The organism is Falsirhodobacter xinxiangensis, from assembly GCF_004959935.1.
In the GTDB taxonomy this organism is placed as follows: Bacteria; Pseudomonadota; Alphaproteobacteria; order Rhodobacterales; family Rhodobacteraceae; genus Falsirhodobacter; species Falsirhodobacter xinxiangensis.
The window spans coordinates 35,171-53,094 of record NZ_SMYN01000018.1 but is presented as its reverse complement, the minus strand read 5'-3'; the positions used below and the strand labels follow the sequence as shown (position 1 = coordinate 53,094).

17 protein-coding genes are annotated in these 17,924 nt (G+C 64.6%); 7 read left to right on the top strand and 10 right to left on the bottom strand.

What is annotated here, in order from left to right:
- Window positions 1–77: 77 nt before the first annotated feature.
- The 4 genes from E2K76_RS16620 (at window position 78) to E2K76_RS16605 (ending at window position 3,351) form a co-directional block, all read left to right on the top strand.
- The gene (locus E2K76_RS16620; protein WP_136685570.1) at window positions 78–524 is read left to right on the top strand and encodes a peroxiredoxin; all 447 of its coding nucleotides are present in this window, start codon (window positions 78–80) and stop codon (window positions 522–524) included.
- Between the two features lie 11 nt (window positions 525–535).
- The gene (locus tag E2K76_RS16615) at window positions 536–1,330 is read left to right on the top strand and encodes a ferritin-like domain-containing protein (RefSeq protein ID WP_136685586.1); all 795 of its coding nucleotides are present in this window, start codon (window positions 536–538) and stop codon (window positions 1,328–1,330) included.
- A 217-nt stretch (window positions 1,331–1,547) separates the two neighbouring features.
- Entirely contained in the window at window positions 1,548–2,870 is a 1,323-nt protein-coding gene (locus E2K76_RS16610; protein WP_136685569.1) for a M23 family metallopeptidase, read from the top strand.
- Window positions 2,860–3,351 (top strand): bactofilin family protein, encoded by a 492-nt coding sequence (locus E2K76_RS16605; protein ID WP_136685568.1) that lies wholly within the window; start codon window positions 2,860–2,862, stop codon window positions 3,349–3,351. Before E2K76_RS16610 ends, E2K76_RS16605 begins: the two co-directional genes overlap by 11 nt.
- Before the next feature lie 49 nt (window positions 3,352–3,400).
- Here the strand turns inward: E2K76_RS16605 and E2K76_RS16600 are convergent, their stop codons facing one another.
- The 5 genes from E2K76_RS16600 to E2K76_RS16580 all read right to left on the bottom strand — a co-directional run bounded on the left by E2K76_RS16600 (window position 3,401) and on the right by E2K76_RS16580 (window position 9,898).
- Window positions 3,401–3,682, bottom strand: coding sequence for a hypothetical protein (locus E2K76_RS16600; RefSeq protein ID WP_136685567.1), 282 nt, complete (start codon window positions 3,680–3,682; stop codon window positions 3,401–3,403).
- 89 nt (window positions 3,683–3,771) lie between these two features.
- A complete protein-coding gene (gene prfB, locus E2K76_RS16595) occupies window positions 3,772–4,896 on the bottom strand; it encodes a peptide chain release factor 2 (RefSeq protein WP_136685566.1) in 1,125 nt (374 codons plus the stop codon).
- Between the two features lie 64 nt (window positions 4,897–4,960).
- Window positions 4,961–7,498, bottom strand: coding sequence for a penicillin-binding protein 1A (locus tag E2K76_RS16590; RefSeq protein ID WP_136685565.1), 2,538 nt, complete (start codon window positions 7,496–7,498; stop codon window positions 4,961–4,963).
- An 82-nt stretch (window positions 7,499–7,580) separates the two neighbouring features.
- Window positions 7,581–8,765, bottom strand: coding sequence for an N-acetylmuramoyl-L-alanine amidase (locus E2K76_RS16585; protein WP_136685564.1), 1,185 nt, complete (start codon window positions 8,763–8,765; stop codon window positions 7,581–7,583).
- Window positions 8,762–9,898, bottom strand: coding sequence for a pyridoxal phosphate-dependent aminotransferase (locus E2K76_RS16580; protein ID WP_136685563.1), 1,137 nt, complete (start codon window positions 9,896–9,898; stop codon window positions 8,762–8,764). Before E2K76_RS16580 ends, E2K76_RS16585 begins: the two co-directional genes overlap by 4 nt.
- A gap of 111 nt (window positions 9,899–10,009) precedes the next feature.
- On the opposite strand from E2K76_RS16580, the gene E2K76_RS16575 reads away from it, so the two are divergent.
- Window positions 10,010–10,741, top strand: a complete 732-nt coding sequence (locus E2K76_RS16575) for a DsbA family protein (protein ID WP_136685562.1) — start codon at window positions 10,010–10,012, stop codon at window positions 10,739–10,741.
- On the opposite strand, the gene E2K76_RS16570 is transcribed toward E2K76_RS16575, so the two are convergent.
- From E2K76_RS16570 to E2K76_RS16550, 5 genes are all read right to left on the bottom strand, one after another.
- A complete protein-coding gene (locus E2K76_RS16570) occupies window positions 10,734–11,264 on the bottom strand; it encodes a histidine phosphatase family protein (protein ID WP_136685561.1) in 531 nt (176 codons plus the stop codon). The genes E2K76_RS16575 and E2K76_RS16570 overlap by 8 nt on opposite strands.
- A complete protein-coding gene (gene ispG / locus E2K76_RS16565) occupies window positions 11,261–12,382 on the bottom strand; it encodes a flavodoxin-dependent (E)-4-hydroxy-3-methylbut-2-enyl-diphosphate synthase (RefSeq protein ID WP_136685560.1) in 1,122 nt (373 codons plus the stop codon). The genes E2K76_RS16570 and ispG overlap by 4 nt, the downstream gene beginning before the upstream one ends.
- 69 nt (window positions 12,383–12,451) lie before the next feature.
- Window positions 12,452–13,630 (bottom strand): helix-turn-helix domain-containing protein, encoded by a 1,179-nt coding sequence (locus E2K76_RS16560; protein ID WP_136685559.1) that lies wholly within the window; start codon window positions 13,628–13,630, stop codon window positions 12,452–12,454.
- Window positions 13,631–13,741: 111 nt separating this feature from the next.
- A complete protein-coding gene (gene hemA, locus E2K76_RS16555) occupies window positions 13,742–14,965 on the bottom strand; it encodes a 5-aminolevulinate synthase (protein ID WP_136685558.1) in 1,224 nt (407 codons plus the stop codon).
- A 112-nt stretch (window positions 14,966–15,077) separates the two neighbouring features.
- Window positions 15,078–15,620, bottom strand: coding sequence for a 5-aminolevulic acid synthase (locus E2K76_RS16550; RefSeq protein ID WP_246032997.1), 543 nt, complete (start codon window positions 15,618–15,620; stop codon window positions 15,078–15,080).
- A gap of 98 nt (window positions 15,621–15,718) precedes the next feature.
- On the opposite strand from E2K76_RS16550, the gene E2K76_RS16545 reads away from it, so the two are divergent.
- Both E2K76_RS16545 and E2K76_RS16540 read left to right on the top strand, forming a co-directional pair.
- Complete coding sequence (locus E2K76_RS16545) at window positions 15,719–17,077, top strand: M20/M25/M40 family metallo-hydrolase (protein WP_136685557.1); 1,359 nt, start codon at window positions 15,719–15,721, stop codon at window positions 17,075–17,077.
- A 203-nt stretch (window positions 17,078–17,280) separates the two neighbouring features.
- The gene (locus E2K76_RS16540; RefSeq protein WP_136685556.1) at window positions 17,281–17,763 is read left to right on the top strand and encodes an alpha/beta fold hydrolase; all 483 of its coding nucleotides are present in this window, start codon (window positions 17,281–17,283) and stop codon (window positions 17,761–17,763) included.
- Window positions 17,764–17,924: the final 161 nt, after the last annotated feature.

Below are 17,924 nucleotides of genomic sequence, written 5' to 3'. Positions count from 1 at the left end.
CTGCTCCATCCCCGGGGCTTGCCTTTATCCTGCCGCGAAGGCAACAAAAACCCGATCCGCAAAAGGAAGGAATGGCCATGTCCCGCCCAAGCCCCGATTTTACCCTGCCCTCGACGGAAGGCGAAATCACGCTTTCGGCGCTGCGCCCGCAGGTGGTGGTGCTTTATTTCTATCCCCGCGACGACACGCCCGGCTGCACGCTGGAGGCGCAGGATTTCAACCGCCTGAAGCCCGAATTCGACGCAGCGGGCGTGCGGGTGATCGGCATCTCCAAGGACAGCCTCGCGGCGCATGAGAAGTTCTGCGACAAGCACGGGCTGGGGATCACGCTTGCCTCGGACACCGGCACCGTGGCCGAGGATTACGGCGTCTGGGTCGAAAAGAACATGTATGGCAAGAAATCCATGGGCATCGAACGCGCGACCTTCCTGATCGACGGAAGCGGCGAGATCGTTCGCGATTGGCGCAAGGTCAAGGTCGCGGGGCATGCCGAGGAAGTTCTGGCCGCGGCGCGCGGGCTGTGACGCTTTCGGAAATGGCCGTCGCGGTGCTGAATACTGCGGATGGGCGGGCAAAGACGGCACTGTCGCGGCGTTATGCGGCGGAATGGTTCGCCTCGCGCGAGGCGGGGCGCCCGCTGGCCATCGGCTCCGCCCTGCCGCCCGAACAGCCCGCACGGCCGGATCGCCCGGAATTGCTGGCCCCGCGCGACGTGCCGAGGCGTGGGCCGGGAACGCCTGCGGGGCGAATCGCCCTTCTCCATGCGGTCGCGCATATCGAGTTGAACGCCGTGGACCTGCATTGGGACATCGTCGCGCGCTTTGCCGACGTGCCGATGCCGCTTGGCTGGTTCGATGACTGGGTGAAGGCGGCGGACGAGGAATCCAAGCATTTCAATCTGATGTGCGACTGTCTGGAAGCCGAGGGTTCGCATTACGGCGCGTTGCCCGCCCATGCCGGGATGTGGCGTTCCGCCGAGGAAACCGCAGGCGATCTGATGGGCCGTCTTGCCGTGGTGCCGATGGTGCTGGAGGCGCGCGGGCTGGATGTAACGCCCGGAATGATCGAAATTTTCCGCAAGGCGAAGAACGTAGACGCGGTTTCCGCGCTGGAAACGATCTATGCCGAGGAGGTCGGCCACGTCGCCTACGGGTCCAAATGGTTCAACTTTTTGTGCGGGCGGCAGGATATGGACCCGAAAGAAGTGTTCCACGGCCTCGTGCGCCGATATTTTCACGGATCGCTGAGACCGCCGTTCAACGACGAGAAACGTGCAGAAGCCGGACTTCCCTTGGATTTCTATTGGCCGCTCGCCGACGGCAAAACCTGAAGTTGTGCTCACTGCGCGAAAATCCGCTCATACAGGCAGGGTTTCGCCGCAGGACCGGAACCCGTCCCCAAACGGGTTGCCCCGGACGCCCCCGCTGCCGTAATCAGACTGTGGGACAGGAAACGACGAGTCAGGCATCTGCCGCACGTCGATGACCGTGCGGCCGCTTCCGGTCGGGCGACCCCGATCTTGGAAACAACGAACGGAAAAACAACCCGTGCTGACCCGTCTGACCTATCGGCTCAACACCTCGCTGGAACGCTGGCTGCCCGAGCAGCGCCTGTTCCTGAAATCCGGCAGTCAGACCCGCTTCATCCGTATCAGGCCGCTGACGCAGATCGCGCTGCTGACAGGGTCGGTCGCGGTTATCGGCTGGACCATCGTCGCATCCTCGATCGCCATGATGGACGGGGTTTCGACCGGATCGGGCAAGGTTGCCGCCGCCCGCCAGCAGGCCCTGTTCGAGACGCGCCTGAACGCGCTGTCCGCCGACCGCGACCTGCGGGCCGAGGAAGCCGCCCGCGCGCAGGATCGCTTCAGCCTCGCCCTTGCCGAAGTCTCGCAGATGCAGGAACGCCTGCTGAAATCCGAAGACCAGCGACGCGAGATGGAAACCGGGATCGAGGTGATCCAGAACACCCTGCGCCGCACCATCGACGAACGCGACGAGGCCCGCGCCGAAGTGGACCGCGTGACGCTTGCCATGGCCGGGCAAACGGGTGGCGACAATGCCGACGCAGGCGAAACGCTGGAGATGGTGACCGAAGCGTTGAACGCCACCGCCCGTCAGCGCGACGATCTTGCCGAAGCGGCCCTTGTTGCCAAAGCGGAAACGGAGCGGGTCATCCAGGAGAAGACCGCGCTGGAGGCCCGCAACGACGTCATCTTCTCGCAGCTTGAAGATGCGGTATCCGTGTCGATGGAACCGCTGGACAAGATGTTCGCCGCAGCCGGTTTGAACACCAACGATCTGCTGCGACAGGTGCGCCGCGGTTACTCCGGCCAGGGCGGCCCCCTCGCCCCCGTCAGCCTTTCGACCATGAGCGGTGCGGCCTTCCCCGAGGAATCGCGTGCGAACGCGATCCTCGAAGGGCTGGACCGGATGAACATGTATCGCCTTGCCGCCGCCAAGGCGCCGCTGGCCATGCCGGTCACAGATCGCTTCCGCTACTCCTCCGGCTTCGGGTATCGCCGCGATCCCAAGGGCGCGGGACGCCGGATGCATTCGGGCATCGACATGGCCGCCCCGATCGGAACGCCGATCCTCGTGACCGGCGACGGCGTAGTGACGCAGGCGGGCTGGGCGAACGGATATGGGCGCATGATCACCGTCCGCCATGACTTCGGGATCGAAACCCGATATGCGCATTTGTCGAAAATCGATGTCAGCGTGGGCGATAGGGTATCGCGCGGGGATCATATCGGTGATATGGGCAGTTCGGGCCGTTCCACCGGCAGTCATCTTCACTACGAGGTGCGCATCGGAGGCGAATTCGTCAATCCGATGACCTTCATCAAGGCGGCGAAAGATGTTTTCTAAAAGCAGAGTTAATGAACCCGGACCGAAAGCCGAGGGCGACAAGCCCCGCAGCGAATTTACCGCGCCGACTACGGATACAGCAATGAATACCCCCAAAGGCAAGGCCACGACCTCGATCCTGTCGTCGGACCTGACGGTGACCGGCAACCTGAAGACCTCGGGCGACATTCAGGTCGAAGGCACGGTCGAGGGTGATATCCGTGCCCATCTGCTGACGGTCGGCGAAAGCGCGACCATCCGGGGCGAGATCGTGGCCGACGACATCGTCGTGAACGGCCGCGTCATCGGTCGTGTCCGCGGGCTGAAAGTGCGCCTGACCTCTACCGCGCGGGTCGAGGGTGACATCATCCACAAGACCATCGCGATCGAATCCGGCGCGCATTTCGAAGGCTCGGTCCAGCGTCAGGACGATCCGTTGCAGTCGGGCCGCACGGGTGCCCCGCCGGTTCCGCAGCCGGTTGCCAAACCGGCAGACGTTTAAGAAAGGGCGCCTCCGGGCGCCTTTTTCATTACTCGGACTGCGGCCCAGATCACGATGGCAATTTCGACTGCGAAAGCCAGTGGTGGATAAAGCTCCAGACCCACCAGTCATGGCGCGCGGGAATCTCGATCAGGTTCACTGTCTGGTCGGAAAACGGGGCCAGCGAGATGACATGGCCCGCGACGCTGTTGAGCGCGAGATGCAGCAGCAACGAAGCCAGCGCCATCCAGAACAGCGGCCAGTGGAATACGAAGTCGTGGTGGAGGTTCTGGCAGTCGTTGACGAAATGGAACCAGAACATATCCAAATCGGGCAGGACGGCAGCGAACATCCCTGCCGCGATCAGCGCCCTTCGATCCGAACGCGCGCGTGAAAGCCCACCTTCCAGCAGATACTCCGCTGGAAGATGGGCGAGCGGTGTTACTCGGCGTTGGCTTCGGCGCGGCTTTTGCCCGCCACGTCCTGCGCAAGCGTTGCGGCCATGAACTTGTCCAGATCGCCGTCCAGCACGCCTTGGGTGTCCGAGGTTTCGACGCTGGTCCGCAGGTCCTTCACCATCTGGTAGGGTTGCAGCACATAGGAGCGGATCTGATTGCCCCACCCCGCATCGCCCTTGCTTTCATGTTGGGCGTTGATGGCCGCGTTGCGGCGGTCCAGCTCCAGCTGATACAGGCGCGATTTCAGCGCGGCCATACAGTTGGCGCGGTTCTGGTGCTGCGATTTTTCCGAACTGGTCACGACGATGCCAGTCGGAATATGCGTGATCCGCACGGCCGAGTCGGTGGTGTTGACGTGCTGCCCGCCCGCGCCCGACGAACGGTATGTGTCGATACGGATGTCGCGGTCGGGAATGTCGATCTCGATATTGTCGTCCACGACCGGATAGACCCAGACCGAACTGAACGACGTATGCCGCCGCGCCGCCGAATCATAGGGCGAGATGCGGACCAGACGGTGAACGCCCGATTCCGATTTCAGCCAGCCATAGGCGTTCAAACCCGAGATCTTGTAGGATACGGATTTGATCCCCGCCTCCTCGCCCTCGGACAGTGACTGCGTTTCGACCTTGTAGCCTTTCTTCTCGGCCCAGCGGACATACATCCGCGCCAGCATCGAGGCCCAATCGCAGCTTTCCGTGCCGCCCGCGCCCGCGTTCACTTCCAGGAAGGTGTCGTTGCCATCAGCCTCGCCATCCAGAAGCGCCTCCAGTTCCTTCGCGCGGGCCAGTTCTACCAGTTCGCGGATCGCGTTCTCGGCCTCGGTCACGATCTCGGCGTCGCCCTCGGCCTCGCCCAGCTCGATCAGCTCGGCATTGTCGCGCAGCCCCGCGTCGATCAGGTTGTAGGTCGAGATCTGGTCCATCAGCGCCTGACGGTCGCGCATCAGCTTCTGCGCCTTGGCCGGGTCCGACCAAAGATCGCCATCCTCGATCAGCGCGTTGAACTCCTCCAGCCGGTGATCCGCCGTTTCGCGGTCCATGCGCTGTGCCAGCAGCGCAAGCGTCTTGCGGATCGATTCGACATGGTGCTGGATTTCGGTACGCATCTTGAACCTCGGGGTATCTCAGGCGGCGGTGATAACCGTTCCGCGCGAACGCTTCAAGGCGGGCCTAGTAAAGCCCGCCAGAGCTGAGCGTCCCGAAGGCCGCATTGTTCTTGGGAATGACGCGCACCTCGCCCGACGACGTGGTGACTTCCTGCCCTTGATCCGTCTCGCCGCGTGCGAACAAGGGGAGGTTTTCGCCCACCGCGAAACCACCATCGACGAAGGCGCCAAACATCGGCTCCACCCCGTCACGGAAGTATTCGGCGATCACGTTGGGGCCAGAGGCGTCCTGCGGCAGACGTGCGCCGGTGAAGCGGTCGATTTTCAGGAAATAGCCGCCCGGCGGCACCTTGAAGGCCGATCCGCCATATTCCTTCACCGCCTGCTCCATGAAGCTCTGGAACACCGGAACGCAAAGCGTGCCGCCATAGGCAGATGCGCCCAGCGTGCGCGGCTGGTCGAAGCCGATATAGCAGCCCGCAACGATGTTCGAGGAATAGCCGATGAACCAGACGTCCTTTGCATCGTTGGTCGTGCCGGTCTTGCCTGCGACGGGAACCGGCAGGTTGACCCCCGTGGCCGATCCGCGCTGCACGACGCCTTCCATCATCGAGGTCAGCTGATAGGCCGTGATCGGGTCCATCACCTGTTCATGATCCGCGACGATGCGCGGCTCCTGCCCCGCACCCAGCGTGGGCAGGGTGCAGTTTTCGCAGTTGCGCTGATCGTGGCGATAGATGGTTCGCCCGAAACGGTCCTGCACGCGGTCCACCAGCGTCGGCTCCACCCGCTGCCCGCCATTGGCGAACATGGCATAGGCCGACACCATCTTCAGCAGCGTCGTCTCCTGCGCACCAAGCGAGTTGGCAAGGAAGGTGCTCATCGGGGAATAGACGCCGAACCGTTCGGCATAGCCGGCGACGACATCCATCCCGACCTCTTGCGCCAGACGGACGGTCATCAGGTTCCGCGACTGTTCGATCCCGGTCCGCAGCGGCGTCGGCCCGTAGAAGCGGTTGGAGGCGTTCTTGGGCGTCCACAGCCCCTGCGGCGTCTGCACCTCGATCGGGGCATCGACGACGATGGTGGCGGGGGTGTAACCACTGTCCAGCGCGGCGGCATAGACGAAGGGTTTGAAGGCGGAACCCGGCTGGCGCTGCGCTTGCGTTGCACGGTTGAACACGCTGTCCTGATAGGAGAACCCGCCCTGCATCGCCAGAACGCGACCGGTGTTCACGTCCATTGCCATGAAGCCGCCCTGCACCTCGGGCACCTGACGCAGGCTCCACCGAACGAAGCTGCCGTCGCTGTCAGAGGTGACCGCGCGCACCATGACCAGATCGCCGGTCGCAACCAGATCGCCCGGCACCTGTGCCTTGCGGCCCAGCGTCCCGTCCGCATTTCGCTTGCGCGCCCATGTCACGTCGTTGGCCGGAAGCGTGCCCGTGCCTTCCTCGCCCTCGATGCCAAGGGTGGCGGTGTCGCCGTCCGCTGCCAGCACCACGGCGGGTTTCCAGCCGGGAATGTCGCGCGGAAGGCCCGAGGCCCCAAGCGCCGCGCGCCATTGCTCCTCGCTCGCCATATCTTCGGCGGGCACGGTCTTGCCGGTGCCGCGCCAGACGCCCTGATTGCGGTCGAACCGCTCCAGCCCCGCGCGAAGCGCCTCGGCGGCTTCGGTTTGCAGGTCGGGATCGACGGTCGCACGAATGCTCAGCCCGCCGCCGAAGAACTGCTCCTCGCCAAAGGTGCCGGACAGCTGGCGGCGGATTTCGTCGGTGAAATAGTCGCGCGGCGGCAGCGTTTCGCGGAAGGGCTCGTAATCGCCGTTCTGCACGCTGCGCAGCGGTTCGGCGATCGACGCCTCCATCGTCGGCTGGTCGATATAGCCGTTATCCTCCATCTCGCGCAGGACATAGTTCCGGCGCTCCGTCACCCGCTCCTTGGCGGTAACGGGGTGATAGCGGCCCGGCGCTTGCGGCATCGCAGCCAGCATCGCCGCCTCGGCTGGGGACAAGTCCGCCAGCGACTTGTTGAAATAGGTCTGCGCCGCCGCCGCGACGCCGTAGGAATTCTGGCCGAGGAAAATCTCGTTCAGGTAAAGTTCGAGGATCTTGTCCTTGGGCAGCGTGTCCTCGATCCGCGTCGCGAGGATCAGTTCCTTGATCTTGCGCTCGCCCGTCCGGTCCGACGACAGCAGGAAGTTCTTCATCACCTGCTGCGTGATCGTGGACGCACCGCGCACATTCTGCCCGCGCGAACGCACCGCCTCGACCGCCGCCGCAATGATCCCGCGCGCATCATAGCCGTGATGGGTATAGAAGTTCTTGTCCTCGGCCGAGATGAAGGCATCCTTCACCAGATCCGGGATTTCCTCGATCGGGACGAAGATGCGCCGTTCATGCGCGAATTCGTCCATCATCCGGCCTTCGCCGTTATAGACGCGGCTGATGGTCGGGGGCGTATACTGCGCAAGGCTTTCGTGGCTGGGCAGGTCGCGCGAATACATCCAGAACACCGCGCCGATGACCAGCGCGCCGAACAGGATGCCAAGCGTGATCGCGGTGAAGATCGCCCCGATGAAGGAGCCGATGAACCTGAACAATGAAAACCCTCGCTGGCCTTAGGCGTTCCATATACGCCCAAGGGGGGCCAAGGTCAAAAAGTCGCGCCTGACGATTGCGCGATTATCGGCGCAAGAGCGGACGCAGCGCCGCATCCTCGGCCGCCCATGCCTTGAGCCCGTCGCGGATCGCGCTGGTCATCCACGATCGCCAGCCGGGATCTTGCAGCCGCCGCAGATCGCCGGGGGACGACATGAAGCCCAACTCGATCAGGATCGACGGGATTTCCGGCGATTTCAGGACCGAGAAATTGGCAGATTGGCGCGGCCGCGGATGCATCGTGATCCCCCGCGCGCCCATCGCCCGTTCCAGCGACAGCGCCAGCCGCTCGTTGCGCGGCCCCGTCTCCTGCCGCGCGATGTCCATCAGCACCGAGGCCACGATGTCGTCCTGCCCCGTCAGATCCACCCCCGCCAGAAGATCGTCGCGGTCGTGCCGTTCGGCCAGCGCCTGCGCGGCCTTGTCGGACGCCTCCTCGGCCAGCGTGTAAAGCGTCGCACCCGTCGCCTGCCCCTCGGCCAGCGCATCTGCGTGAAGCGAGATGAACACCGTCGCCCCCGCCTCGCGCGCCATGGTCAGGCGGGTTTCCAGCGGCACGAACACATCGTCGTCGCGGGTCATCGCCACGCGGAAGATGCCGTCGCGCAGCAGTTCTTCCTTCAACTGCCGTGCGAAGGACAGCATCAGCGTCGCCTCGTTGGTGCCGCCCCGTTCGGCGCCCGGATCGATGCCGCCATGGCCGGGGTCCAGCATGACCGTCAGCGGCCCGCGCCCTTCCGGCTGGGGCAGATCGGCGGCAGGCGGCAGCGACCAGCCGGGCGGCTCGGGGCGGCTTGCCTGCGCGGCGAAATTGGCATCGCCAGCGCGTTCCACCCGCACCGAAATCCTTGTGCCGTCCGCCGTGTCCATCCCTGCGCGCGCGATCACATACGGCCCGTCCAGCCCCAGAACCAGCCGCGACCAGCCCGCACGCACGCTCCCGGCGCGCAGCGAAGTGACGCGCTTGCCGGGGGTCACGCCCTCGATCCCGGCGAAATCCAGCTCGCGGAAATCCAGCACCAGACGCGGCGGGTCGGCCATCACCCGCGCCCGCCACGGCACGGGCTGCGAGATGGTCAGGTCCATCTCCACCGCGCCCCAGCGGTCGATGATGCGCGACTGCGCCGGGTCCAGCCGGGCAAGCCCCGACAGATCCTGCGCCGACGCCGCGCCACAGATCAGCAGAAGAAACGCGATCAGCCGGATCATCGCGCGGCCATGAAGGCTTGCAGCCGCGCCAGCCCCTCGCGGATGTCGTCGGTGCCGCGGGCATAGGAAAACCGCAGCCACCGCGCGCCGCGCACCGGGTCGAAATCCAGCCCCGGCGTCACCGCCACCCCCGCGCCATGCAGGATTTCCGAGGCAAAACGCAGGCTGTCATCGGTCAGGTCCGACACCTCGGCATAAATGTAGAACGCCCCGTCCGGCGGCGCGATCCGGGTGAACCCCGCGCGCGGCAATCCCTCCAGCATCAGGCGGCGGTTCTCGGCATAGACGGCGCGGTTCGCCTCCAGTTCCGGGATGCAGTCCAGCGCGGCAAGCGCGGCGATCTGGCTGGCATGGGGCGGGCAGATGAACATGTTCTGCGCCAGCCGTTCCACAAGCCGCACATGATCGGGCGGCACGACCATCCAGCCGATCCGCCAGCCGGTCATCGAGAAGTATTTGGAGAAGGAGTTGATGACATAGACGTCGTCCGACACCTCCAACGCCGACACGGCGGGGGTGTCGTAATGCAGCCCGTGATAGATCTCGTCCGAGATGAAGGCGATGTCGCGCTGTGCCGCTTGATCGATCAGAGCCGCCAGCGCCTCGCGGTCCAGCATCGTGCCCGAAGGGTTGCCCGGGGACGCCACGATCAATCCCCGCAGATCGTCCGGCAGGTCGGCGGGAACGGGTCGCAGACGGTTCGCCTCGGACGCCGGAATGCCCACCGGGTCCAGGCTCAGCGCCTTGAGGATCTGGCGGTAGGAGGGATACCCCGGCTCGCCCAGCCCCACCCGGTCGCCCGCGTCGAACAGCGCCGAGAATGCCAGCAGGAACGCGCCCGACGATCCGTTCGTGACGATCACGCGCGACGGGTCCAGATCGACGCCATACCAGCGCCGGTAAAGCGCGGCGATCCCGGCGCGCAGCTCCGGCAGGCCCAGGGCAACGGTATATCCGAGCGGGTGCTCCAGCGCCTTGCCCAGCGCGACACGGGCACCTTCGGGAGCGCCGGTCCCCGGCTGGCCGACCTCCATGTGGATCACCCGCGCGCCCGAGGCTTCCAGCAGCCGCGCCTGTTCCATCACATCCATCACGATGAAGGGATCGACCGCCCCACGCCTTGAAACCCGCATCGTATCCCCTCACTCTGCCGATGGCTTTCTGTCGGACACATGGCGGCAGAGGTCAATGCTTGCCATTCCACCCCGAACCGTGTTGCTTGCCTGCGCATACAGGAGCCTTTCATGACCCGCCTCGCCCTCGCGCTTGCCGCCACCCTCGCCCTTCCCGCCGCCGCGCAGGAGATGACCGAGCCTCAGCGCGAGGCCTTCCGCGCCGAGGTCCGCGCCTATCTGCTGGAACATCCCGAGGTTCTGATGGAATCGTTCCAGGTGCTGGAAAGCCGCCAGATGGAACAGCAGGCCGATGCCGACCTGAAGATGCTGGAAGACAACCGCGCCGCGCTGACCGAAGACCCGGCAAGCTGGGTCGGCGGCAATCCCGAAGGCGACGTGACGGTGGTGGAATTCGCCGACTACCGCTGCGGCTATTGCCGCCGCGCCTATTCCGAGGTCGAGGATCTTGTGGCGAAGGACGGCAATATCCGCCTGATCCGCAAGGAATATCCGATCCTCGGGCCGCAATCGGTGCTGTCGTCGCAATTCGCCATCGCCGTGCTCCAGACCGCCGGGGCCGAGGCTTATGACAAGGTCCACGAGGCGCTGATCACCATGCGCGGCGAGGCCACCAACGATTCGCTGCGCCGTGTCGCGGTTGATCAGGGACTGGATGCGGATGCGATCATGGCCAAGATGAACTCGGCCGAGGTGGCGCAGGTCATTCAGGCGAACCATGCGCTGGGCCAGACGCTCCAGATCAACGGCACCCCGACCTTCGTGATCGAAAAGACGATGGTGCGCGGCTATGTCCCGCAGGATTCGATGGCCCAGATCGTGGCCGAGATGCGCGCTAAGTGATCGAAAGCCATTCGGTCGGCTGGCCATCCACCAGCCGCCAGTAATGCCCCTGCCCGGGCTGATCGTCATCGCGAGAGATCGGCAGCCCGGCCAGATGACAGCGCAGAAGCGTGCCGACCGCACCATGTGCGACGATGGCGACGTCTTCGCCTTGGATGTCCCGAAACGCAGCTACGACGCGATCCTGCGCCGCACGCGCCGTCTCCCACCCGCGAAAGCTCAGCTCCGGTTCGGCGAAGAACATGTCCGCTGCAGCCTCGAACTCTGGCGGAGGCAGAAAGCCGGCGGAGGACCGGTCGTTTTCGCCCAGCCCCGGATGAACGCGGATGCCGCATCCCTGCGCAGCGGCAAGGATGCCCGCCGCTTCGATCGCCTTGGTCTCGGCGCTGGCCCAGATCGCGCGGAAGGGCGGCGCGGTTTCGGCAAAGGTACGCATCCGGGCGATGCCCTTCTCCGACAGGCGCCAACGCGTCACCGGGCGGTCGGGATCGACCTCGACCTCCGGGTGGGTGATGAAGATCACTCGGCGGCCTGCGCGGAGGCCTCGATCTCGGCGGCCTTTGCTTCGACCATCTCGACGATGTGGTCGATCATCTTTTCGTTGCCCAGCTTGTGAATCTGCTTGCCGGCCTGATAGACCATGCCGCTGCCCGCCCCGCCGCCGGTGAAGCCGATATCGGTCATCAGCGCCTCGCCCGGCCCGTTCACGACGCAGCCGATGATCGACAGGCTCATCGAGGTGGTGACATGCGCGAGCCGATCCTCCAGCGTCTGCACGGTCTTGATGACGTCGAATCCCTGACGCGCGCAGCTTGGGCAGGAGATGATCGTGACGCCGCGATGGCGCAGGCCCAGCGATTTCAGGATCTCATACCCGACCTTCACTTCCTCGACCGGATCGGCGGACAACGAGACGCGGATCGTGTCGCCGATCCCCATCCACAGAAGGTTGCCCAGACCGATTGCCGATTTCACGGTGCCGGAAACAAGCCCCCCCGCCTCGGTGATGCCAAGGTGGATCGGGGCATCGGTCACCTCGGCCAGCGCTTGATAGGCCGCGGCCGACAGGAACACGTCCGACGCCTTCACGCTGATCTTGAATTCGTGGAAATCGTTGTCCTGCAGAATCTTGATGTGGTCCATGCCGGATTCGACCATCGCATCGGGGCAAGGCTCGCCGTATTTCTCCAGCAGGTGCCGTTCCAGCGAGCCGGCATTCACGCCGATGCGGATCGAGCAGCCATGGTCCTTGGCCGCCTTGATGACCTCGGCCACGCGTTTCGCATCGCCGATATTGCCGGGGTTGATCCGCAGGCAGGCCGCGCCCGACTCCGCCGCCTCGATCGCGCGTTTGTAGTGAAAGTGGATGTCGGCCACGATCGGCACCGGGCTTTCGGCGGTGATCTGCTTCAGCGCACGGGCCGATTCCTCGTCCGGGGTCGAAATCCGCACGATGTCCGCACCCGCCGCCGCCGCGGCCTGAACCTGCGCGATGGTCGCCTTGATGTCGGTGGTGATCGTGTTCGTCATCGTCTGCACCGAGATCGGCGCATCGCCCCCCACCGGCACGTTGCCGACCATGATCTGGCGCGACTTGCGACGGTAGATGTTCTTCCAGGGGCGGACGTGGTTCAGCGACATGGGACGGCTCCGGCTTGCGTCATCGCCAAGATAGGCGCAGCGGGCGGCAGGGGCAACCTGACGCGCCGATCATTCGCCCGCGTCCGCCGTCACATAACGGGCAAGATCGGCATCGCCCGTCAGATCCGCGACCGCGTATTTGCCGGTCAGCGCATCCGGGGTCAGTGCGACGTTCTTGACCACCTGCGCGCCGCTGGCGGCGGGGCCGTAAGCCTTGCCGTTCACCGCGAAATAGACCGATCCGGAATTGCCCGCACGCAAGACCGCCGGGGCCTCCATCTGCGGAACCTCGTAACGCTCGCCCGCTTCGAGGATCTTCTCGAACAGCACCGTGCCATCTGCCGACTGGACGCGCACCCAAGACGGGCGGACGGCCAGAATCTCCACCGCCGGGGCGGCGGCGGCGACGACCTGCGGCACCTCCATCCCCTCGGGCATATGTGGGCCGAACATCTCGGCCTCGGCCAGTTCGACCGGATCGCCCGCGCGTTGCAGGGCGGAACCGGGGCGGCGCGGGTCGATGGCCGCGATCGGCCCGTCGCGCGCGACCAGCACCGGCACGTCCAGCGCCTGCGCCTGCGGGCGATAGAGGCGCCCCATCAGGTCGCCCTGCGGCTTCTCCGGCTCGACGATGGCCAGACCGCCGCCCGCCTCGACGCTGGAAAGCGGGTCCATCTCAGCCACCACATCCGGCGCCTGGTTGACGGGTGCAAGCTGCACGCGCTGCACTTCTTGCAGCACGGACCAGCCGCCGTAACCGATGCCGCCGATCAGTGCTGCCAGCACCAGCACCGAGCCCACGGCGCGCAGGTCGATCTCGGCCCCGAAGCGTTTGCCGCGCGGGATGAACTTGGCGTTCGGATCGGCCAGCGGATCGCGGAACTCGGAACCCCGCTTGGGCACAGGACGCTGTGGCGAGGCACCAGCCGACATCCCGTGATGCAGGGTGAAATTCGCCTCGGCGCAGAACTTCTGATAGGCCCATTCCGGGTCCATTCCCAGATAACGGGAATAGGACCGGATGTAGCCCGCGATAAACCCCTGACTTTCGAAGGCGGACGTGTCGCAATTCTCGATCGCGGCGATATAGGTCGCCTTGATCTTCAGCTCGCGCTGCACGTCCAAAAGCGACTTGCCCAGCGTTGCACGTTCGCCGCGCATCAGGTCGCCAAGGCGCAACTCGAAATCGTCGAAACCCTTGGGTTTATCGACTTCGGCCGTCGAAGGTGCGTTCCTCCGCCAGATCATGCGTGTTGTCTTCCTGCCCCAGAATGCCCGAGCCGTTCTGACGACGACTCATGGCTGCCTATTCGCCGAAGCCTTACCACAGGGCAAGGGCAAATGCATCTGCCGATGCTATCAGGCGGAGATTTCGGCGCGATTCAGCGCGCAATGTCCCCACAGGCTGTCCATCGCCCGAACCAGCGCATCGACCTCTTTCGGGCCATGCACCGGCGAGGGGGTGAAGCGCAGCCTTTCCGTCCCGCGCGGCACGGTCGGGAAGTTGATCGGCTGGACGTAAATGCCGAACTGTTCCAAGAGCATATCCGACAGCATCTTGCAGTGGACGGGGTTGCCGACATGCACCGGGACGATGTGCGATCCGTGGTCGATGATCGGCAAGCCCAGCCCTTTCAGCCGCATCTTCAGGATGCGCGCCTGCGTCTGATGCGCTTCGCGCAGCGCCCGGTCGGTTTTCAGGTGCCGGATCGAGGCCGCCGCACCCGCCGCAACCGCAGGCGGAATCGACGTGGTGAAGATGAAGCCCGGCGCATAGGAGCGCACCGCGTCGCACATCTTGGCGCTGGCCGCGATATAGCCGCCGAAGACGCCGAATGCCTTGCCCAGCGTGCCGTTGATGATGTCGATCCGGCCCATCAGCCCGTCACGTTCGGCCACGCCCGCGCCGCGGGGGCCATACATGCCAACGGCGTGGACTTCGTCCAGATAGGTCAGCGCGCCGAATTCGTCAGCCAGATCGCAGATTTCGCGGATCGGCCCAAAATCACCATCCATCGAATAGATCGATTCGAAGGCGATAAGGATCGGCCGACCCTTCTCGATTCCCTCAAGGATTTCGCGCAGATGCGCGACGTCGTTATGGCGGAAGATGATCTTCTCGCACCGTCCCCGCTTGATCCCCTGGATCATCGAGGCGTGGTTCAATTCGTCCGAAACGATGACCAGATCGTGGAACAACTGCGGCAGGGTCGAAAGCGTCGCATCGTTCGCGATATAGGCCGAGGTGAAGACCAGCGCGGCCTCCTTCCCGTGCAGGTCCGCGATCTCTGCCTCCAGCCGCTTGTGATACAGCGTGGTGCCCGAGATGTTGCGCGTGCCGCCCGATCCCGCACCCGTCGCGTCCAGCGCCTCGTGCATCGCGGCCAGCACGGCCGGATGCTGGCCCATGCCCAGATAGTCGTTTCCGCACCAGACGGTGATGTCCCGCTCGGTCCCGTCCGGGCGCTTCCACACGGCGTGCGGATAGGCACCCTTGCGTCGCTCGATGTCGATGAAGGTGCGGTATCGCCCCTCCTCGTGCAGCCGGTTCAACGCGGTGTCGAGTGCCTGATCGTAGTCCATCTTCCGTCTCCCTGACACCCGATGCCGGGTTTCGCTGGGGTTTTCATGCCGCCGTCATATTAGGCATTGGCGGTGGACGGAACTGGACATTTTGCCCCGTCCGCCAAAAGTCTCATCTCTGCTGCATCAGAACATGGCAGTTCGCGCCGCATTCCGCCAGCGCGGCGTCGGGTGTCTCGGCCAAGGCCCAGTCGCCGGTCGTTCTGGAAATCGCAAAGGCCTTCGGGCCGCGGCCGCGATAGTTCGCCTCGAAATCCTCGGTCGCCGCTGCCGAAAGCTGGACCGGGTGCGGCTGCCATCCGCGCGGACGGATCAGCGCGACCACCTCGCAGGGCCGCGCGCCCTTGCGCGCCTCGTTGCAGCCCGCAAGCGCGGCCACGGATGCCGCCTCGGTCGTGTGGTAATTCGCCGCCGCCACGGTCGCCTCGACCATGATCCCTTCGTCCGGCGATACCGCGATCGCCCCGTAATAGGGCTGCGAGACGCCGACCGTCTTCAGCAGCGCCGCCTGATCATCGGGCAGAAAGTCCTGCGGCATCAGCTCCACCTCGGTCCTCGCATTGGGATAGAGCATGTCCGAAATCGCGCCCCGGTTCATTTCCTGACCATGGGCGGCACCCGCCGCAAGGATCGTCAGCACTGCAAGATATCGCATCGAAAACCTCCGTTTGGCCCCACAGATAGCGCATCGGGGCGGGTCTGGACAGGGGCGGTGGGGCTGATACCCTTCGCGCGACGAAGAAGGAGAACCCCATGTCCCTGTCAGCCGTGCTGGACAAGATCGACACATCCCTGCCCGAGGCGACGGATCGCCTGCTTGATCTGCTGCGCATTCCGTCGATCTCGACCGATCCTGCCTTCAAGGGCGATTGCGACCGGGCGGCGGATTGGCTGGTGGCGGAACTCGCCTCGCTTGGATTCGAGGCGGCGAAGCGCCCGACCCCCGGCCATCCGATGGTCGTCGCCCATGCCGGGACGACGGGCCCGCATGTGCTGTTCTATGGCCACTATGACGTGCAGCCGGTCGATCCGCTGAACCTGTGGGACCGCGACCCCTTCGATCCGGCGGTCGAGGGTGGCGTGATCCGTGGCCGCGGCGCATCGGACGACAAGGGCCAGCTGATGACCTTCATCGAGGCGTGCCGCGCGTGGAAATCCGTTCACGGCACCCTGCCCGGCCGCATCACGATCTTTCTGGAAGGCGAGGAGGAATCCGGCTCGCCCTCCCTCATCCCGTTCATGCAGGAAAACGCGGACGAGTTGAAAGCCGACATCGCGCTGATCTGCGACACGGGCCTGTTCGAATCGAAGACCCCCGCCATCGTGACCATGCTGCGCGGGCTGGCCAAGGCCGAGTTCACCATCCGTGGCCCGAACAAGGACCTGCATTCGGGCATGTTCGGCGGCATCGCCGCCAACCCGCTGCATGTCATGACCCGCATTCTGGCCGAGTTGCACGACGACACGGGCCGCGTCACCGTTCCCGGCTTCTATGACGGGGTCGAGGAGTTGCCCGACGCGATCCGCCAGCAGTGGCAGGCACTGGCCTTCGATCACGCCACCTTCCTTGGCGACGTGGGCCTTTCCGTCCCCGCAGGCGAACAGGACCGCACCCCGCTGGAGATGATCTGGTCGCGCCCGACGGCCGAGGTGAACGGCCTCTGGGGCGGCTATAACGGTGCGGGGTTCAAGACCGTGCTGCCGTCCGAGGCCCATGCCAAGGTCAGCTTCCGGCTGGTGTCGAAACAGGACCCGGACGCGATCCTGCCCGCGTTCGAGCAATGGATCCGCGATCGCCTGCCCGCCGATTGCAGCGTCGAATTCCACGACGTCGCCGGATCGCCCGCCGGGATCATGCAGATCGACCACCCGGCCTTCGAAAAGGCCCGCATCGCCCTGTCCGAGGAATGGGGCATCCCCGCCGCCTATGTCGGCTGTGGCGGCTCGATCCCGATCGCGGGTTATTTCCAGACCTATCTGGGCATGGACGCGATGCTGATCGGCTTCGGCAAGGATGACGACCAGATCCATTCGCCGAACGAGAAATACGACGTCGAAAGTTTTCACAAAGGCATCCGGTCCTGGGCGCGGGTGCTGGACAAGATGCTGTAGGCGCATCCCCTTGGAGTATAAGAAATATCTTATACTAAGTTCATGTTAATAGTTTATTGACCACCACTCTCTCGCGTGGACAGATGTGCCTGCCAAGCCGAAATGATCATCTCGGCTTGGCCCAATAAAGGCGCAAGTCAGGGGTCCATATTGACGTACCGCCCCGCCCAATCCGCGCCATCAAGTCACAACGGAAAGGACCAATGAAGACCAGCATGGTTCTGCCGGCACTTGTGCTGGCAGCAACGAATGCTTTTGCCGCGACCGTCCCGTCTCAGGCCGACTGGGTCGATGCAAAACGCTTCGTCACCCTGCCGAACGGAATGCAAATGGCCTATGTCGAGATGGGCAATCCCGAAGGCAATCCAGTGTTGATGATCCACGGCTATTCCGACAGCAGTCGGACGTGGTCGAACGTGGCACCCTATCTTTCCGACAACCGCCTTCTCGCAATAGACCTGCGCAGCCACGGCGACAGCAACACTCCGGAATGTTGCCATACGCTGAACGATTTCGCCAACGATGCGTCGCTGTTCGTTTCCGCCATGGGACTGGAAAAAGTCGATGCCCTGGGTCACTCGCTAGTCGGGATGGTGTCGCAAGCCTTTGCAGCCCTGCATGGGGATCGAGTGGACAATCTGGTGCTCCTCGCGACCTCGCTGGGCAAGGGTGAAACCGGCGGCTAGCCGTGGGACAATGTCATGGCGATGGAGGACCCCATCGACCCCGACGGTGACATCATGAACGCCTGGTTCTCGCGCTCAAAGCCGCTGGACCCGCCCGAGATGGACGACTACGCCAAGGCAGCGGCGGCAGCCATGCCGGCCGAGGTGTGGCAAAGCGTCCT